Source organism: Hyphomonas sp. CY54-11-8, assembly GCF_000682735.1.
Lineage (GTDB): Bacteria > Pseudomonadota > Alphaproteobacteria > Caulobacterales > Hyphomonadaceae > Hyphomonas.
Window position 1 is genome coordinate 98,229 of sequence record NZ_AWFD01000004.1, and the last position, 15,413, is coordinate 113,641.

Consider the following 15,413-nt stretch of genomic DNA (forward strand, 5'->3'; position numbering starts at 1 on the left):
GGGCAAAGACATAAGGCCTTTCCCGCCCAGGTCAAAGCGACGTTGTGCCATCGAAGGGCGCAGCATAGGTTCGCCGGAATGCGAGACGAGCGACTCTTTCCCCTGTTCGAGCCTCTGGATTCCCTCTCGGGCGTCGGGCCGAAACTGAAACCAGCGCTGGAGCGACTGGTGGACGGCGAGCATGTCTGGGACCTGCTGCTTCACCTGCCTGAGCGGTGGGTGGACCGGCGGGTCCGCGCCACGATTGATGAAACAGAATTCGGTGAGGTCGCGACAGTAAAGGGCGAAGTTCACGCTTATCACCCGCCCTACAACGACAAGTCGCCTCACCGCGTGCAGCTTTACGATGGCACCGGCTTTCTAACCCTCGCTTTCTTCCGGGCAGATGGCCGCTGGCTGCAAGGCCAGTTCCCGATGGGCAAGGAGCGGATCGTCTCCGGACGGATTGAGGACTATCGCGGCGAACGCCAGATGACCCATCCTGACTATATCGTTGATCCTTCTCGTGGACCTTTACCGCCCGCCGTAGAACCGATCTACAGGCTTACGGCCGGCCTGACGAACAAACGTGTGCATGGTTTCGCGGAACAGGCGCTCGAGCGGGTGCCGGACGATCTACCGGAATGGGCCGATATGGGGCTGGTTGAAGCCAAGCGCTGGCCCGAGTTCAAAGAAGCGCTGCAATGGCTGCACACGCCTGAAACCTATGACGACGAGAAATTTGCGCTCGCACGTGAGCGTCTTGCCTACGACGAGGCCCTGGCACGGGAGAGTGCTTTTGCCCTGGCGCGCATGGCGCGCAAGCGGCGCTCAGCGCCATCCATTCCCCACGCGGATGAGCGAATTGCCGAGCTGATACGATCCCTGCCCTTCGTGCCAACAGGCGCACAGATGCAGGCGTCCGAACAAATCGCAGAAGACATGGCGGGCACATCACCTATGCGGCGGATGCTGCAAGGCGATGTCGGCGCCGGGAAAACGCTGGTTGGTGCCATGGCAGCGGTACAGGCTGCAGCAGGCGGCTTCCAGTCCGCCTTCATGGCACCGACGGAAGTTCTCGCGCGCCAGCAATACGAAACCCTGTCCCGTCTTTTGTCTCCACTGGGCTACACCGTTGCCGCACTGTCCGGAAGAGACAAGGGATCCGTTCGCGAAGCCATACTGATGGGACTTGCGGATGGATCAATCCAGATCATTGCCGGCACGCACGCGCTTTTCCAGGAGACGGTTCGATTCCGGAATCTCGGTCTGGTCATCGTCGACGAGCAGCACCGTTTCGGCGTTGCCGACCGGATGAAGCTCGCCGGCAAGGCCGAAAGTCCCCACATGCTGGTCATGAGCGCGACGCCTATTCCACGAACCCTGGCACAGGCCGTCAATGGAGACCTGGACGTTTCGATCCTCGACGAGAAGCCCGCAGGGCGAAAACCGGTCGAAACGCGTGCCATCCCTGATACGCGGTTGGATGAAGTCGTCGACGCGGTCGGACGTGCCATCAGCCGCGGCGAACGGGTGTTTTGGGTCTGTCCGAAAGTCGATGTTGATGACGATGATTCCACAGCCGTCGGTCGCCACGCGATGCTGTCAAAACAACTGAAGGTCCCGGTCGGTTTGGTCCATGGGCGCCTTAAGGCCGCAGAAAAAGACTCAGCCCTCGAGGACTTCCGGACCGGCGCCACTCGGGTGCTCGTCGCGACGACGGTGATTGAGGTCGGCGTCGACGTCCCGGAGGCGACCATTATGGTTATCGAGCGCGCCGAAGGGTTTGGTCTTGCCCAGCTGCACCAACTGAGAGGCCGTGTTGGCCGCGGCGACAAGCCTTCCTATTGCCTGCTACTTTACCGCCCGCCGCTTGGCGAATTGGCGCGGGAAAGAATCGAGACGCTGCGGCGCACTGATGACGGCTTCGAAATCGCAGAAGCGGATTTCAAGCTGCGCGGTCCGGGCGACATTCTTGGCCTTCGCCAAGCTGGCGCGACAGATTACCGCGTGATCGACTTGTCGAAGGACGCACCATTGCTCGCCATCGCGGCGAAGGATGCCGAAGCCCTCGTCAATTCGGATCCTGATCTTGAGTCGGTTCGGGGCCGGGCTCTGCGTCTTGCGAGGGAGTTGATGGTGCCTCGGTCTCTTTCTTAGAGGACTGGCTGTTTGCCGCTTCGATAGCGGCTTTCACATCCGGGTGTTCCGGCACAACAAGGCCGGCCGACAGGATCATGCGGGCGCCTTCTTCCACGCTCATGTGCAGCTTGATGGTATTCTCTGCCTTCACGAACATGATGAAACCCGATGTCGGGTTCGGTGTCGTAGGCACGAAAACCCCAATATACTCTTCGCTGAGGTGCGACCTGACTTCTCCGCGCGCCGGTGCTGCAACGAAGCCCAGGCACCAGCTGTCCGCGCGGGGAAACTGGATCAGCACACATTCGCGAAACTGTTCCGTGGGATTATTCGCGAAAACGTCGACGAGCTGTTTGAACGAAGAATAGACCGTTCTCACAATCGGAATCTGGCTCAGCACCCGATCCGTAATGACGACAACCGATCGCCCCAGAAGATTGGTCGTAATGGCACCGAGAATCGTGAGGAACAGGACCAGCACGATGACACCGAAGCCCGGCACGGCATAATTCAGATAGGTTTCCGGCCTCAGGGATTCCGGCAAGATCGGAACCACGCGCTGATCGATGTAATTTATGAAAAACTGCAGGATCGCGAACGTCACGACTATCGGAAGCGCGATGACCATGCCGGCGAAGAAGCGCGCACGCAGCCAGGCCCAGGCACTGACACGAGGCAGTTTTTCTACCTCCAGAATGCCCATGTCCTTTTTTGGCTTCTTGGCCATCGATTGAAACTCCTTCCGGACCGCGCGTCATGCTCTCGCAAGGGAAGAGCTTGGCGCGACCTTTCTTCCCTGCAATTGTGGCGAAGATGGGAAGTAACGAACAGATCTCAACCGCGCTAGAGGGCTGGGCCGAAGCAAAATACGGCACAGGCAGTAAAGTAGGCGGTCTAAAGCGGCTATCCGGCGGTGCAAGCCAGGAAACCTGGGCTTTTCAGGTGTCGGAAAACGGGCATGAAATGCCTATGATTCTCCGGCGTGCGCCTGGAGGCGTCGAAGCGGCCCGCTCTTCACAAGCGATCGGCCTCGCCATGGAGGCAACCCTTTTAACTCATGCGGCCAAGGCGGGTGTGCCGGTGCCACCGGTTCTCGGCGTGTTCGAAGACGATCCGCAGCTGGGCCAAGCCTTCGTGATGGATCGCATAAGTGGCGAAACGCTTGGTCGAAAAATATTGCGTGACGAGGAATACTCGTACGCTCGCAAGATTTTGGCGCGGCAGTGCGGCCAGGCTCTCGCAGGAATTCACTCCATTCCGCTGGAAAACTTACCAGAACTGCCGGTAAGCGATGGCATAACCCAGCTTGAGAAATACGAATCCATCTATCGGGCTTACGATCTTCCCCGCCCTGTTTTCGAACTCGCCATTTCCTGGCTGAAAGAAAACGCGCCCACGGCCCTGCCTGTCGTTCTGGTGCACGGAGACTTTCGTCTTGGGAACCTGATGGTCTCTGAAAAGGGTCTGGCATCTGTGCTCGACTGGGAACTCGCCCATATCGGAGACCCACGCGAAGATATCGCCTGGCTGTGCGTCAATTCCTGGCGTTTTGGGCATGCCGACAAACGCGTCGGCGGATTTGGTGACCTGACTGACCTTCTGGATGCTTACGCGGCGGCCGGTGGCCCGCAAATGACCCCACGCGACATCGATTGGTGGGAGATGATGGGCAGCCTGAAATGGGGCATCATGTGCATGACGATGTATGAAGCCTTCCGCTCCGGAGCGGATCCAAGCGTGGAACGTGCAGCCATCGGGCGCCGCGTTTCAGAAACCGAGATCGATCTAGTGAACCTGCTGGAAGGAGTGCGCAACCATGCATGACGCCCCCTCTACGGCCGAACTCGTCGAAGCGGTGAAACGCTTTATCGATGACACTGCATCCCCTCAACTAACGGGCCACGCTGCTTTTCATGCCCGTGTCGCATCAAACGTGCTGGCGACCATACTTCGAGAACTGGAACAGCGGCCTGGCGCCGAGGCAGACGAAAAAGACCGACTGATTGCGCTTTTGGGTGCAGACGTGGATACCCCTCTCGATGCGCTTAATCGTGAGCTGTGCAAACGCATCCGGTCGGGGAACATGGACCTTTCTACAGATGGCCTGTTGGACCATCTAAAAACCACCACAATTGCGCAGTTGTCTGTCGACCAACCTCGTTATTCTGGGCTGGCTCTCGCGTTGCAATCACGTGGCTGAGCCACAACCGCAACCGGACACGCCTCAATGAAGAAACCTGTTCTCTGGATCGCATCCGCCCTCATCGCGATTGGTTTGGGGACCTGGCTTTGGCGCACGGTGATATCTCCCCCTCCCTTCATTGAAGTGAGCCCGCTCAGCTACACCGACTATGCCAGTTGGTCTGTGGTCCCGAAGGAAACCCCTCCGGCTGTTTGGCAGGATGGCTGGGCGACGGATGTCTTCCTTGTCGACAGCGCATCTGAATTGAAGGGCCGCACCGGCAAGCAACTCGACAAGAAAGAACAAAACGCCCGCCTTCAGGGCCGCATGCTGGAAGACGGACTTTCGGCGATTGGGCCTGTTTATGCCCCCCTGTATCGCGCAGACGCGAAAGGAGACGATCTGGCCCGCGCGTTTCTGATCTATCTCAGGAAACACAATCACGGACGCGCGCTGGTCATCGCATCGGATACGGCGCTCCCCGACGCATTGTTGGCCGAGTTGGAACTTGAGCCTGAATTGATGGAACGCTTTGGGGGCTTCTACCGGATCGGAAAGAAACCCGAAACGCTCTCGCTGACCGACAATCCAGAAACGTCAGTAGAGACTTACTGCCCTTCTCACCTGACTGAGAGCGCCGCGTGCGTGAAGGATATCACCACCGTCCGTAAAGGTGGTTTTGCCGTGCTCGCTCCGGACTCTTCCGTAACAGAATCCGCTGCAGCGTTCGGTGAATGGCTGAATGCAAACGCATCGCCCATGGCTGAACCGTTGGGTGATCTCGAGGAAGTTGAGATCGTTGATATCCGCCGGCCAGGCGACACGGATGAGCGCCGCGAGAAAAAGAACCGCGACTAGGCCGGCTTGTTTGCGTCCGGCGAAGCTTTTTTGAAAGCGTCCAGTTCCAGGCACGACTTATCCAGCGCCAACAGCCCGGGAAACGCGGACAGGTCCATATCGAACCGGCGGGCATTGGCGATCTGGGGAACCAATGCGATCTCTGCCATCGTAGGGGCATCTCCGAAAAGAAAGCGGCTACCGCTTCGCCCGGCTGCAAAGGCTTCCAAGGCCTTGAACCCACGACGGATCCAGTCATGGTACCACCGCGTGACAGACGCATCGTCAGCGCCGAATTCATGACGCAGAGTGGAAAGAACCGCGAGATTGTTCAGCGGGTGTATATCGCACGCAATCGTATTGGCGAATGAGCGTGCCTGGAGGCGGTCCCATGGATCGTGTGGAAGAATTGATGGCTTAGGGTAAGCTTCTTCCAGCCACTCCAAGATGGCAAGCGACTGTCCTGCCCGCTGTCCGTCCACGTCGAGCGTCGGAACGCGCATCTGCGGATTCACGGACTTATACTCGGCTGATTTCTGTTCATCTGATCCTGGAGCTATATTCACCGGAACCTGCTCATAAGAAATGCCTTTGAGGTTCAATGCGATGCGAACACGGTATGCAGCAGACGATCGCCAATAATCGTAGAGACGGATCATGCCAGTTCCTCCAATTCGAGTACGTCGAGCAACGCCTCTCGCGCAATTCGGCACTCGTCGGCAAATGACGAATCCGCGAGATCCTCTGGAGCAAGCCGGTCGCGATAAGCCGTACGCACCACTGCCTGCAAGGCGTCGATCCGTTCCTCGGTCAGCAATACTCCCTGGTGACAGGCCGCTAATTCAGCGTCTGTCATGACGACTCGCAAACGCAGGCAAGCGGGCCCGCCGCCATTTCGCATGGATTGGCGCACATCTACATACTGAACCCGGCCGATCGGACCGTTGCCGGCAACCAAACGCTCGCAATAGGCCCGAGTTGAATCGGTTTCCTGCACCTCAGTTGGCGCAACCAGCACCAGCCGGGATTCACCCGGCATAACCAGGAGCTGAGAATTGAACAGATAAGAGCGGATGGCATCTTCCAACGAGACTTCGCTGTCCGGAACCATCACCGGTTTCAAGTCAAACAAACCGGTTGCAGCAGATCGAAGCTCCGCCAGTGTTGCTTCAGTATCTTCGAACGCTGCCTCATGGAAAAACAAGGTGTCGGCGGCCCCCACACACACCACGTCGTTATGGAAGGCTCCCGCATTGATGGCTTCTGGTGATTGGCGAACGATAACTGCGCGATCTGGTTTCAATCCGTGAGCACGTGCAATGCTCTCAGCGGATAGTCTGGTCTGCCGGGCCGGAAACCCGGCCCGGTCTTCGCCCGGCTCACGGCCATAGACGAACAGTTCCACACCCGGTGCGCCATGCGACGCACACAGACGGACATGGTTCGCCGCGCCTTCATCCGCAAAGTCCGGATGCATCGGAAGAGCGGCATGAACCGAAAAATGCTTATCATCACCGAAAATCGCCTGCAGCGAGGCCGTCGTGTCCGGATGCTCCAGAGACCTGTGCAACATCGTGGAGAGATTTGCTGCCGTCAGATGAAGGCGTCCATCCTGTGTATCCGCCGATGGCGACACCGTTGCGGCATTGGCCGTCCACATGCTGCTGGCGGAATAAGCCACTTTCAGCAATCGAGGCGCCCGTTTGGCGGCCTGGTCGATTATCTGCTGGTCTGTGCCGTGAAAGCCCGCTGAAACAAGAAGATCAAAGTTTGGGCGCGGAAGTGGCGGCAGGACACCCTGAGTGAGCCCTGCCCTGACCAGCGTCCGCATCTTTTCCAGCCCCTGCAGCGCTGCCTCGCGCGGATTTGAAACATCGCCGGCGTTTCGGGAACTCGCAAGATTACCGTCGGACAAACCACCATAATTGTGGCTCGGCCCGATCAGGCCGTCGAAATTGACTTCCCGTGCGCTCACTTTGGGAATCCCTGGGCAGTCATTCGCTCTGCCTTGTCAGATACCTGGCTCGCCTGCGGCCATGCACAATAATCTGCCGCATAATACGCACCCGGACGGAAATTTCCGGAAAGACCCGGGCCACCAAATGGCATGGCGCCGCTGGCGCCCGCAGTCGGCCTATTGCGATTCAGGATGCCGGCACGCATGTCATGGTGCGCCCTGACCCACAAAGTATCATCATCACTTACAAGCCCACCTGAAAGCCCGTAGCGGGTGTCATTGGCGCGCTCAATCGCCTGATCAAAATCCGAGACGCGAATGATCTGCATGACGGGCCCGAACAACTCCTCATCCGGGACGTCTGTGGCGTCGGTTACATCGATGACACCTGCGGAGACAAAGCCGCCGCCCCTCTCCAGCCGATCGAGCGCTTTCAGTGTCCGTCCGCCGCGGGCGAGCAGCATGTCCTGGAATACCGCAGCATTCGTGGCCGCTCTTTCAGAAACCAGCGGTCCCATGAACACGCCTTCTTCGTTCCAGGCACCTATCTTCAAACCTTCCGCGCGCGCAACGATCGCATCGGTAACCTGGTCTCCCCATTTTCCTTCAGGGAGGATCACCCGGCGCGCGCAGGAACAACGCTGTCCGCTTGTCAGGAATGCTGATTGAGCCGCGATGTCGGCGGCGGCGTCGACATCCGCCGGATCCCAGATAATCAGCGGATTGTTGCCGCCCATTTCGAGCGCGAGAATTACTTCGGGACGACCCGCAAAGTGTTTGTGGAAAAATACCCCCGTTGCCGCAGAGCCGGTAAACAGCAGACCATTTATATCTTGGTTCAGCAGCGCGCCGCCGGTGTCACGTCCGCCGTGAACAATGTTGAGACACCCTTCTGGAAGTCCAGCGGCGGCAAATGCCTCAGCCATATGGAATGCCACACCAGGCGCCAGCTCAGAAGGCTTGAACACGCACGTATTGCCCGCAAGAAGCGCCGGCACAATGTGTCCATTTGGCAAGTGGCCGGGAAAATTAAATGGACCAAACACGGCCATGACGCCGTGTGGTCTGTGTGTCAGGTGAGATGACCCAAAGGCGGCCTCAGAAAATTTCGTTCCGGCACGCTCCACCTGCGCTGCGATTGAAACAGCCACTTTAGCTTTCATGGTCGCGGCTTCAGAGATAGACTCCCACAGAGCCTTGCCCATATCGCGGCTAACAGTTTCAGCGATCGCATCGGCGCGCTTGGCGATCTCATCTGCATAACGCTCCAGGATGGCCGTTCGGTCAGACTGAGGCAGCCGGCTCCAATGCCGAAAAGCCTTACGAGCCGAACTGACCGCCTCATGAACTTCAGATTCATCGGCGCCGTGCCCTTCCCAGACAACTTCCCCAGTCGCAGGACAGTGGTTTTGGAAATGCGCAGCCTTTCCGGCACGCCAGCGACCGTCGATATAAGCACCATTCATTACGACTTGCTCCGTTGCCAGATGCGCCCTTCAGCGCCTGGCTTCAGTTTGAGGATCTCAAGGGTATCAGGGCTGACCACCGCAGTATCCGGGTCTTTCAGAATGCTCTTGGCAAGGCTCGCCCGGAATTCCGGTAGCGTGTCACTTGATGCCAGCCCCTGCACCGCAGCAGGATCAGCATCGACGTCACCGGCTTCAAAACGTATACGGCAGCTTTCCTGAATTGTCCGTATGTGCCGGCGTTGTGCCGTCACAAGCGGCCCCCCGTCAAATATGTCCACCGTTCGGTCGAACTCGAAACCTTCCCATTGCAACAGCTTGTAGGCACCGACACCATCGGAATGGCATCTGCCGATCACTTCGCGCGCTTCTGGTGGCAACAGATCGACATAGATCGGATACTTGGGCATCAAATCCAGGATAAATTGGTTATCTGTCGTGGCGGACAGCCGATCCGCTTCGGTGAAGTCCATACGGAAAAAATGCCGTCCCAGACACTCCCAGAATGGCGACCGACCTTCATTATCGACGACGCCCCGCAGCTCCGCGAGCACTTTGTCACCAAAACGATCCGGGGCAGCCGCCATAAGCAGATAACGTGACTGCGCAGCTAGACGCCCCGCCCCGCCACCGCGGTGCTCTGGTTTCAGGAACAGGGTTCCGACCTCCGTATACCCCACATATTCATTGGTCAGGACCAGCGCATCCATATCAAAGCGGAGGTTTCCCGCCGCCTGGCTGGCCTGCGCCAGTGTAATCACGCGATAATTGAAAAACGGCTGGTCAATACCAGTCCCCGCCTTCACAGCGGAGCAACCCACCACTTCACCTGTCTCTGCGTCTTCCATCATCAAGAGATACTTGCCGTACTCTATCCGATGGAGGCGCCCAAGGAATGCATCGTCGGACTTTTGCAGACGTTCCCGCAAAATCTGCACATCGACCGGAAGACTGGTAAATCCGGGTCCGGACAGTTCGGCCAGTTCAATAAGCGACTGCAAATCACCCAGCCGCGAGGGCCGCATCACATAGTTTACTGCCATGATCAGTTATCCATCAGCGCTTTGATTCCCGCGCCATCCAATCTGCCATCCGCGAGCCTGTTCAGAAGGAGCGCCGACAAGATCGCTCGCTCCGAAAAACTGCTCGTAAGCACATATTCTTCATTGGAGTGAATGCGTCCGCCCATGACACCCAATGTGTCTACGTTCGGCACCCCCGCTGCGAAGATATTGTTACCTTCGCACACGCCGCCGGTGTCTTCGAATACGAGGTCCAGACCAATCGCCTGCCCGGTCGCCCGAACGGCATCGAAAAGGGCCTGCTGCGCAGCATTGCGAGGCTTGGGCGGCCGGTAGAATCCGCCATGCAAATGACCATGAATTCCATTCCGCGCTGTTGCCCTAGCGAACAGGCGTTGTACTTCCTCGGTTGCCCAAGCCGCTGCATCTGCATCAGGAGCACGCGCGCCAAAACGCACAATCGCAAGATCGGGTACGATGTTTACCGGACCTCCTCCATCAATGGAGCCGACATTCAGGGTTACGCCGTCTCGCTGACCGTTTAACATCTCGAGCCCGACGACGAGTTCGGCGGCTGCTTCGATTGCACTACGGCCTTCGTCCTTCGCCCGGCCGGCATGGGCAGCCCGACCATGCAAGACGATGTCGAACACGGCAGACCCTTTTCGTCCGCCAGACATGGCACCTGTGTCCATGCACGGTTCGTAGGTCATCCCGATATGCGCCCCCGAACGAGCGGCTTCGGTCAACGCGCGGGCACTGGCAAAATTTCCGATCTCTTCGTCCGGTGTGATGACGATCTGGTATCCAAGCCGGTCTTTCAGCGAACCGGCCTCGAAAGCAAGGAGCGCTTCCCGCATGACGCAGAGACCGCCCTTCATGTCCGCCAGTCCAGGGCCATTCAGACGTCCGTCACCAAGATCACGGATCGTCTCAAACGTTCCCGGCGGGAAGACGGTGTCATAATGCCCTGACATGATCACCTGAACGGGCGCATCTGGCCGGGCGGAGACACGTATGACCGAAGAGGTTTCTGTCGTCTCGGTCTCCCCTGCATCATTCACCGACTCGAACGGGTCACCTGCTTCAAGGCGAACCTCTGCATCAAGTTCTGCAAAAGCATCCGCCAGAATAGGCGCCAGCTTCCGCAATCCATCGACGTTCCAGCTGCCTGTGTTGATGGATGCCCAGCCTTGTGTCTGGGAAATCATGTCGGAAGCGCGCGATTTGAGGCGTTCTCGCGCCGCCTCATCATCGTGGCTCAATGTGCTCAGATCAATCATGGCTCTTGGTTTCACAGGAAACGATTTCCGGCAAGGCCCCGTGCTGGAGGCCAAAACAAAAATGGCCCGACGCAATGCCGGGCCATTCTCAATTTCTTGCGTAAGCCGTCTTACTGAACGGTGATCACGACTTCCGAGCGGCGGTTCAGCGGCTCGCGAACACCGTCGCGGGTTGCTTTTGCCAGTTCGGTTTCGCCTTTGGCTTCTTCGGTGATGAGCGAAGCATCGATGCCACGGGCGATCAAAGCCTGACCAACGACATCAGCGCGGCGCTGAGACAGACGCTGGTTGTAAGCGCTGGCACCCGACGTATCGGTGTGGCCGGCGATGCTAACCGAGCTGGTCGCACAGCTTGCTTCAGACTGAATGTTCGCCACAGCCTGATCGATCACGGCAGAGGCCTGGCTCGTCAGATCAGCGCGATCCCACTCGAAATACACCACGAAGCTCTGGCCGAGATCCGAGCAAACCACTTCCGGACCGGTCGAAGCCTCGGTTGGAGGCGGCGGAGGCGGCGGAGGCGGAGGCGGCGGAGGTGGCGGCGGAGGCGGAGGCGGCGGAGGTGGCGGCGGCGGAGGCGGCGGAGGCGGAGCTGCGCCGAACGCCCAGCGGAGCCCCACAGTCGCTACGTGATCCGTGTAGGTGCCGTCGTAATCCGTGCCATCCGAAGGATTGCCAGCGAATTCCAGATCGTCAGCAACAAAGTACTTGTAGCCGAGATCCAGGGTCAGGCGGTCGGAAACTTTGTAACCAAGACCGAGCAGACCTTGGTAGGCAAGCGTCGTATCGGTTTCGTTGAAGCCGTTAACCGCAGCCCAGTTGCCAGCGGTGCCGACATTGAGGTTGCTGGCTTTGGCATTCAGACGTGCACCGCCGACACCAAGACCGATATACGGCTGAACTTTACCGGCACGATTGAAATCGTAGAAGCCGTTCAGCATGAAATCGGCGATTTGCAGGTTACCATGCGGATCTGACGCAACGCCTGTCACACCCATGCCGAAATCGGACGGAACGTTGAGTTCACCGCCACGGTAGCCCAGCGCACCTTCAAGGCGGAAGCCATTGTCAAAATTGTAGCCGAGCCCCAGCTGGCCGCCGAGCATCTCGTCGGAATCCGAGCTGCCCTGGAGCGAGCCAGGCACATCTTGGGTCACCGGATCGTGGTCCAGCTCACCAGAGAATCCATATTGGACATCAGCGCGGCCATACCAGCCGTCGTCCGCGTGGGCGGCGAGACCAGCCGTCGCGAACGCGGCCGCGGCTGTCGCGCACATAAGAGTTTTCTTCATACTCAATCCCCTTTTATGTGCCGAATGACGGGATTGTCCTCGGCCGCAGGTTCATACGGGCAGACTGCCCGATGATTCCTGATTAAACTCAATTTACTCTCGCTGCGAGCCCCTTTAGGAGTGAAGGCCCCGAAACGGCAGGGTTTTTCCACCCACCGCGTCCCTTTTGCAACAGATTGTATCAAGTGCGTCAAATTACGCGCGGGACAGAAATTCGTTCCATGGCGCACGGGATAAATGAGGTTTGCACGTGATATTTGTGGGAGAGATGGTACCGCCTCCCCGGTTCGAACGGGGGACCTCTAGATCCACAATCTAGCGCTCTAACCGACTGAGCTAAGGCGGCACTGGGGTTGGCAGATACAACCCATAAAGTGAGGATTCAAGCGTGACCGGCAGAGGTTGGAGCCGAAATCCCCTATTATTCCGTCAGACTTTGGTGACCTGTTCGAATTCCAGATCCACAGGTGTCCCACGTCCAAAAATCGAAACGGTTACCTTGAGGCGGCCATTGGCTTCGTCGATCTCTTCGACAGCGCCTTCGAACCCCTGGAAAGGACCGTCGTTGACCTGAACCTGCTCACCAACTTCGAACGAGATTTTGGGACGCGGACGATCGGCATCCGAATCAGTCGCAGTGCCAAGGATGCGATCCACTTCACGCTGGCGGACAGGGAGCGGCTTCTTTCCACCTTCGGCACCGAGGAAGCCCGACACTTTCGGCGTATCCTTCACGAGGTGGTACACATCGTCAGTCATGACAGTCTTGAGGAGCACATAACCGGGGAAGTGCCGGCGCTCGACGGTCTTTTTCTTGCCGCGTGCGACCTCTACCACTTCTTCAGTCGGAACCTGAATGTCCTCGATCAGATCAGACAGCCCCTTGCGCTGGGCTTGTTCCAGAATCGTTGCCGCCACCTTCTTTTCGAAGTTGGAATAGGCATGGACGATGTACCATTTCGCTTCAGCCATGGGGCCAGCGCACTCCTTGAAATACGTCGGTCACCAGCCCTTAGAGGCCAGTAATCGCTTTAACAAACAGGTTGATCAAGAAATCAGCGGCAAACAGGAAGAGCGCAATGAGGACTGACATCACGACAACGAAAATCGTTGCCTGAACCGTCTCCTGACGCGAAGTCCAGGTCACCTTGTTCCCTTCCGCGCGCACCTGGCGCAGGAACGTAAAGGGCCCGACCCGTTTCTTCTTAACCTTATCGGCCATTCCGACACTCTCTTGAAAAGCGGGGAGTTAGCGGTTTTGAGCCGCTACGTCCACGCCTAAACTACACCAATTTCAATGTGAAGGCATGTGAGGTGCCTGATAGGCTCCTGCAAGGCCGTCTTCCGAAACTGCAATATCAAAGTGACAGACGACCAAACTCCCTGGCCGGCCGGCCAGCCACATCGACCTGAACCGCAAATAAACTGCCGGACAATGGCCGGGCATCCAGCTGAGGAAAAGTCATTCCTGCTCTGGCTGTTGTAATGAACATAGTCCTGAAATCCGGTCCTCCAAACGCGACGCTGGTCGGACGCGGCGCTGCAAGAATGATGACCTGGTCGACTTCTCCACCAGGTGTGTATCGAACAACCCGCGATGCGCCCCACAGGCAAACCCAAAGGCAGCCTTCCGAGTCAACCGCCGACCCGTCCGGATAGCCGTCAAATTCATATGTCGATGCAAACACCCGACGTCCACTCAAGGAGCCGGTTTCAGGATCGAAATCGTATGCCAGGATTTCCTGTTCGGTGCTGTCGCACGTGTAGAAGGTACGCCCATCAGGCGAAAACTGCATCGTGTTGGTGACCATGACAGATGGCAGGCGTAACTGGGTGAGCGTCTGGTCGGCGCCATATCTGAAATAGCTACCGCGTGCCTCTTTCTCGGCATCATCCATGGTTCCGAACCAGAATGACCCATCTGGAGCGACACCGCCGTCATTAGTGCGGTTCCCTTCCGGCTCACCCTCAATTTTGAGAATCCGGTCATATACCTCCGTAGCCGGATCGTAGACCCCTATTTCCTGGTCCCCAACCATCAGAAAATTGCCTTCGTACAACGCGAACGCACTCGCGCGCAAAGGCAGGTCGTATCGGCGAGTATTGCCGGTCCGGGGATTGTAACGATGCAGTTTGGCGCGCTTGATATCGACCCACCAGAGAAACCCCTCGGTCTCACTCCACACCGGGCCCTCACCCAGCACACACCCCGTCGGGGCGACGCATTCCGGCGCCAGCATCATCCGATCAGCCCTGCCTCTTCCGCCAATTCAAACAGACCGTCCTGTGTCGCTTCTTCCGCAGAGCATTCGTCAAATTCGGCGCCCAACGTGTCCAGCGCCAGACGATAGGATTCCATGATCGCTCCATCAGCAACGAGCGTGAGCTCATCTCCCGGATCGTAGTGCGCCGCAATGTCTGCTCCGATCAACAGTCCTGTGAGCGCCGTCTCATGATACTTTGGATCCAGGACGCCTGTCATGCGCGCTGCGCGCACAGCGAAGGGTGATGCCGCATCATCCGTATCCAATGAATATTCCACCCATTCCCGGAATATGGCCTCACTGAATTCCTGCTCAACGCCCTCAGGCGTTTTCAAGCCGCCATTAGCCAGCAACAACGCTCGTAACTCACCCGTCATTTCCGTTGTGAATCCGAGGATCTGTCCATGTTCCACCGTAACATGTTTTGTATGAGTTCCCGGAATACACACGGCGCCAATCGGGTCTTCAAGCGCGAACAGTTGTGTTTCCTCCCCTCGCATCACATCGGGCGGTGAGGCCTGTTTCAGCCCCGGAACAATATGTATGCCGTTCGACTGCACGAGGTGGCTCGGCAGGTCTGCAAGCATCATCGGAACAGGTCGGTGACCTGTATTGTGGATGCCTTGGGTTCCACCGATTCCACCGCAAGCGATGATGGGCACTTCCGGCCATTCGCTGAGCCATTCATTGATGTGGAACTTGAGGCGCCCCATCGCATCGCCGGAATGGGTGAGAATACCGTCCGGCACGGAAATTCCACCTATGACGTCCCCTTCTTCGTCAAACGCCCAGGCACGAAAAGTCGAGGCGCCCCAGTCGATGCCGATGAGAATAGTACGATCTTTCATGTATGGCGCCCCGTTATTGGCTTTGAAGATCTGCAGAACACAGGTCGCATGCCTTCACGTCTCTTGCACCGCCGGGAAAGTCAATCCATTCCGGTAATGTCGTCAACGCCGCGATCGCGGCGCATCATGGTCAGAACCAGC

Annotated in this window: 15 protein-coding genes and 1 tRNA gene; 4 read left to right on the forward strand and 12 right to left on the reverse strand. The window is 57.9% G+C overall.

Translation table 11 applies throughout. The annotated features are described in order from the left end of the window. Positions 1–78: 78 nt before the first annotated feature. A complete protein-coding gene (gene recG, locus HY17_RS05575; RefSeq protein ID WP_034763927.1) occupies positions 79–2,139 on the forward strand; it encodes an ATP-dependent DNA helicase RecG in 2,061 nt (686 codons plus the stop codon). Here the strand turns inward: recG and HY17_RS05580 are convergent. Then, a complete protein-coding gene (locus HY17_RS05580) occupies positions 2,054–2,848 on the reverse strand; it encodes a DUF502 domain-containing protein (RefSeq protein WP_065382957.1) in 795 nt (264 codons plus the stop codon). The two genes, recG and HY17_RS05580, sit on opposite strands and share 86 nt — an antisense overlap. 86 nt (positions 2,849–2,934) lie before the next feature. Between HY17_RS05580 and HY17_RS05585 the strand changes: the two genes are divergently transcribed. From HY17_RS05585 to HY17_RS05595, 3 genes are read left to right on the forward strand one after another with little or no spacing between them, the layout of a single operon-like run. Further along, positions 2,935–3,945 (forward strand): phosphotransferase family protein, encoded by a 1,011-nt coding sequence (locus HY17_RS05585; protein WP_034764090.1) that lies wholly within the window; start codon positions 2,935–2,937, stop codon positions 3,943–3,945. Next, on the forward strand, positions 3,938–4,321 hold the full coding sequence (locus HY17_RS05590) for a DUF6285 domain-containing protein (protein WP_034763929.1): 384 nt from the start codon (positions 3,938–3,940) through the stop codon (positions 4,319–4,321). Before HY17_RS05585 ends, HY17_RS05590 begins: the two co-directional genes overlap by 8 nt. 27 nt (positions 4,322–4,348) lie before the next feature. Further along, entirely contained in the window at positions 4,349–5,161 is an 813-nt protein-coding gene (locus tag HY17_RS05595) for a hypothetical protein (RefSeq protein ID WP_034763933.1), read from the forward strand. Here HY17_RS05595 and maiA read toward each other — a convergent pair. The 11 genes from maiA to HY17_RS05650 form a co-directional block, all read right to left on the reverse strand. Continuing rightward, a complete protein-coding gene (maiA, locus tag HY17_RS05600) occupies positions 5,158–5,799 on the reverse strand; it encodes a maleylacetoacetate isomerase (protein ID WP_197020230.1) in 642 nt (213 codons plus the stop codon). The genes HY17_RS05595 and maiA overlap by 4 nt on opposite strands. After that, a complete protein-coding gene (gene astB / locus HY17_RS05605; RefSeq protein WP_034763936.1) occupies positions 5,796–7,115 on the reverse strand; it encodes an N-succinylarginine dihydrolase in 1,320 nt (439 codons plus the stop codon). The genes maiA and astB overlap by 4 nt, the downstream gene beginning before the upstream one ends. Then, positions 7,112–8,563, reverse strand: a complete 1,452-nt coding sequence (astD, locus tag HY17_RS05610) for a succinylglutamate-semialdehyde dehydrogenase (protein WP_034763938.1) — start codon at positions 8,561–8,563, stop codon at positions 7,112–7,114. The genes astB and astD overlap by 4 nt, the downstream gene beginning before the upstream one ends. Further along, positions 8,563–9,606 (reverse strand): arginine N-succinyltransferase, encoded by a 1,044-nt coding sequence (locus tag HY17_RS05615; RefSeq protein WP_034763940.1) that lies wholly within the window; start codon positions 9,604–9,606, stop codon positions 8,563–8,565. The genes astD and HY17_RS05615 overlap by 1 nt, the downstream gene beginning before the upstream one ends. Before the next feature lie 2 nt (positions 9,607–9,608). Continuing rightward, positions 9,609–10,868 (reverse strand): hydrolase, encoded by a 1,260-nt coding sequence (locus HY17_RS05620; protein WP_034763943.1) that lies wholly within the window; start codon positions 10,866–10,868, stop codon positions 9,609–9,611. Positions 10,869–10,978: 110 nt separating this feature from the next. Next, positions 10,979–12,160 (reverse strand): OmpA family protein, encoded by a 1,182-nt coding sequence (locus HY17_RS05625; RefSeq protein ID WP_034763946.1) that lies wholly within the window; start codon positions 12,158–12,160, stop codon positions 10,979–10,981. Between the two features lie 269 nt (positions 12,161–12,429). Beyond that, positions 12,430–12,506: transfer RNA gene (locus HY17_RS05630), tRNA-His, on the reverse strand. An 83-nt stretch (positions 12,507–12,589) separates the two neighbouring features. Then, positions 12,590–13,132, reverse strand: a complete 543-nt coding sequence (gene nusG, locus HY17_RS05635; protein ID WP_034763949.1) for a transcription termination/antitermination protein NusG — start codon at positions 13,130–13,132, stop codon at positions 12,590–12,592. Positions 13,133–13,172: 40 nt separating this feature from the next. Beyond that, positions 13,173–13,382, reverse strand: a complete 210-nt coding sequence (gene secE, locus HY17_RS05640; RefSeq protein ID WP_034763952.1) for a preprotein translocase subunit SecE — start codon at positions 13,380–13,382, stop codon at positions 13,173–13,175. 136 nt (positions 13,383–13,518) lie between these two features. Then, on the reverse strand, positions 13,519–14,403 hold the full coding sequence (locus HY17_RS05645) for an SMP-30/gluconolactonase/LRE family protein (protein WP_051599736.1): 885 nt from the start codon (positions 14,401–14,403) through the stop codon (positions 13,519–13,521). Then, the gene (locus HY17_RS05650) at positions 14,400–15,272 is read right to left on the reverse strand and encodes a 2-dehydro-3-deoxygalactonokinase (RefSeq protein ID WP_051599737.1); all 873 of its coding nucleotides are present in this window, start codon (positions 15,270–15,272) and stop codon (positions 14,400–14,402) included. Before HY17_RS05650 ends, HY17_RS05645 begins: the two co-directional genes overlap by 4 nt. Positions 15,273–15,413: the final 141 nt, after the last annotated feature.